Annotated in this window: 2 protein-coding genes; both read left to right on the plus strand. The window is 75.5% G+C overall.

Features of this window, described 5'->3' with window-relative positions; genetic code table 11:
• Positions 1–354: 354 nt before the first annotated feature.
• Positions 355–2,358: a glycosyltransferase gene (locus tag GTW08_RS14680; protein WP_073573801.1), complete on the plus strand. Its 2,004-nt coding sequence runs from the start codon at positions 355–357 to the stop codon at positions 2,356–2,358.
• Positions 2,355–3,431: arabinosyltransferase domain-containing protein (locus tag GTW08_RS14685; protein ID WP_202417184.1), on the plus strand; the 1,077-nt coding region annotated here is incomplete at its 3' end. The genes GTW08_RS14680 and GTW08_RS14685, both read left to right, overlap by 4 nt.

Consider the following 3,431-nt stretch of genomic DNA (forward strand, 5'->3'; position numbering starts at 1 on the left):
CCGCCGCGCTCGTCGAGGGCATCCGCGTCCGGCGCCCGCTGCACGAGCTCGGCGTGGACCGGGGGCTGCTGCCGGTGCTGGCGGCCGCCGCCGTCGTCGACCCGGTGACGGCCAACGCGCCGCGCACCCCCACCGAGGACGACGTGCGGGAGATCCTCGACGCGGCCTGGTAGGGCGCAGAGCCGGGGCGGGAACCGGACGATCCACACCGCTTCCCCGCCGCGCCCGCCCGCCTCCCGGCTCCCGCACCGCGCGCGGCTACGCTCGCGCACGACTCCACCCGGACCCGGGCGGACCGGCAGCGCCGCCGCCCGGGACCCCCGCGCCCCCGCGACGACAGAGGCAGCTCCTGCGATGACCACGACGGACCAGCGAGGTCAGGTGTCCCCCACCACTCCGGCGACGACCAGCGGCGAGACGCTGCTGCAGCGGGTGGTCCTGCCCCGGCCCGCCGACCCGACCGCCGTCCGCGCGCTCTACCTCGACGAGCGCCCCGGCACCACGCTCGCCCCGGTCGAGCCGCTGGCCGACGAGGACGCGCGTCCGCTCTCGCTGACCGTGTCGACCATCGGCGGCCGCCGCACCCGCATCCTCGACCGCACCAGCGCCACCGTCCCCGCGGCCACCGAGGTCTCCTTCGGCGCCTACTTCAACGCCTTCGCCGCCGGCTACTGGCGGGCCTGGTCCACGCTGACCAGCATCGAGCTGCGCCTGGACCTGGAGGGCTCCGGCCGCGTCGACGTCTACCGCACCAAGGCCGACGGGTCGCAGATCGTCGTCGCCGGTGAGGTGGTCGAGGGCCGCCGCCGGGTCACCCTGGAACTGGACCTGCGCCCCTTCGGGGACGGCGGCTGGTACTGGTTCGACCTGTCCACCGACGACGCCGACCTGACCCTGCACGGCGGCGGCTGGCACGCCCCGCACGACGCGCCGGGCCGCGCGGCCGTCGTGGTCGGGATGCCGACGTTCAACCGCCCGGCCGACTGCGTCGCCACGCTCACCGCGCTCGGCTCCGACCCGCAGGTCCTCGAGGCGATCACCGCGGTGATCCTCCCCGACCAGGGCACCCGCAAGGTCCGCGACGAGGCCGGCTACGAGCAGGCCGCGGCCGCGCTCGGGGACCGGCTGCGGATCATCGACCAGCCCAACCTGGGCGGCTCCGGCGGCTACGCCCGGATCATGTACGAGGTCCTGCACGGCACCGGCCCGCACGCGGGCGGGATCGACTGCGAACAGATCCTCTACATGGACGACGACATCCTGCTCGAGCCCGAGTCGGTGCTCCGCGCGATCGCGTTCAGCCGGTTCGCCCGCGAGCCGATGCTCGTCGGCGGGCAGATGCTGTCGCTGCAGGCGCGCTCGCAGCTGTCCACCATGGGCGAGGTCGTCGACCGCAACCAGTTCCTGTGGCGCCCCGCCCCGGACACCGAGGCCCACCACGACCTCGCCGCCCGCACCCTGCGCCAGACCCGCTGGCTGCACCGCCGCGTCGACGTCGACTACAACGCCTGGTGGATGTGCCTGATCCCGCGCCGGGCCGCGGAGCAGCTCGGGCTGCCGCTGCCGCTGTTCATCAAGTGGGACGACGCCGAGTACGGCCTGCGCGCCCGCGCCGCCGGGTTCCGCACCGCGACCGTTCCGGGCGTCGCGATCTGGCACATGTCCTTCATCGAGAAGGACGACTCCTCGGACTGGCAGGCGTACTTCCACTACCGGAACCGGCTCGTCGCCGCGGCCCTGCACGGCCCCGACGACCCGCGCGCGATGCTGAAGGAGACCTTCAAGCGGACCCTGCGCCACCTGATGCTCATGGAGTACTCGGCGGTCGCGCTGCAGATCAAGGGCTTCACCGACTTCCTGGCGGGCCCCGAGGCGCTGTTCCCGAAGCTGCCCGTGGTGCTCGACGAGATCCGGGCCCTGCGGGCGCAGTACGACGACGGCCGCCCGCTCGACTCCGCGACCGAGGTGCCGCTCGCCGACCTCGACGCGCTGGGCGCCCAGCTGTTCCCGAAGCCCCCGGTGGGCCGGGCGAAGGCCGCGGTCGGGCTCGCCCGCGGGGTGCTGCGCAACCTGCGCACCCCGGACCCGGCGCTGCGCGAGCGCCCGCAGCGCAACGTGCCGTGGAAGAACGCCCAGTGGTTCGTGCTGGCCGGCCTGGACTCCGCGACGGTGTCCACCCCGGACGGCCGCGGGGTGACCTTCCGCCGTCGTGACCCGGCGATGTTCAAGGAGATGGTCGCGGAGTCGTTCCGGCTGCACCGCGCCGTCGCGGCGGACTGGGACGGACTGCGTGCCCGCTACCGGGCGGCGGCGCCCGTGCTGACCGGCAAGGACGGTTGGAAGCAGATCTTCGAGTGAGCCCCGCCCGCCGGGGGCCGCTGCTGCTCCTGCTCGGCGTCGTCACCTGCCTGCTCGGTCTCGCCGCCGCGATCGCCCCCGTCGACGCCGAGGACCCGGTCGTCACCTGGCCCCGGGCGGGACAGGCACCGGCGAGCACGGTGCTGCCGCTCTCGCCGTACCGGCCGCTGGAGTTCTCCGCGACCGTCCCGTGCGCCGCGGCGGCCGCCCTGGGCGAGGGCGACGTGCTGCGGACGATGCCCGCCGCCGAGGAGAACCCGGTGACCGCGCCGGGCTTCGTCGCGAGCGTGGCCGGCGGGACGCTCACGCTGCGCACCGGCGACCGGGTGCTCGCCACCGCGCCCGCCGGGTCGGGCTGCGTGCTCGAGGTGACCTCCGCGGACGGGGGCACCGTCGTCGCCCGCGACGGCGCGATCCTCGCCGAGCGCCTCGACATCGCACCGCCGCAGGTCGCCGAACTCGCCACCGACGTCACCGGGCCCGCCGCGGCCGGGCTCGCGGTCACGCTGCACACCGACGCGCGCTACGCGTCGTCGCCGTCGCTGCTGAAGGTCGCGCTGCTCGTCGCGCACCTGCTCGCGCTGGCCGCCACCCTCGCCGTCGCCGTGCGGACCTGGACCGGCACCCGCCGGGTGTTCGACGCGCCCGTCCGCCCCGGTCCGGCCGACCTCGTGGTGCTGGTCGTGAGCTGCGCCTGGGCGGTGCTCGGGCCGCTCAACATCGACGACTCCTGGTACGCGCTGATGGCCCGCCAGGGCGCGCGGACGGGGACGATCGGCAACGCGATCTACCAGTTCGACGTCACCGAGGCGCCGTTCGCGACCAGCCAGTACCTGCTGCAGTGGTGGGGGAGCCTCGTCGGCTGGGGCCTCGGGCCGCTGCGTGTGGTGCCGGTCGTGCTGGGTCTGCTGACCTGGGTGCTGCTGCGGTACACCCTCGCCGCGCTCGCGGGCCGGGCCGGCGTCCGGCCCGGGGTGGTCTCCGCGCTCGCCGTCGCGCACCTGGCCTGGTTCCTGCCCTACGGCATCGCGCTGCGCCCCGAGCCCGCCGGCACCGCGGCCGCCGCCGGGGTG

It is taken from the genome of Pseudonocardia sp. SID8383 (genome assembly GCF_009864975.1).
Taxonomy (GTDB): Bacteria; Actinomycetota; Actinomycetes; order Mycobacteriales; family Pseudonocardiaceae; genus Pseudonocardia; species Pseudonocardia alni.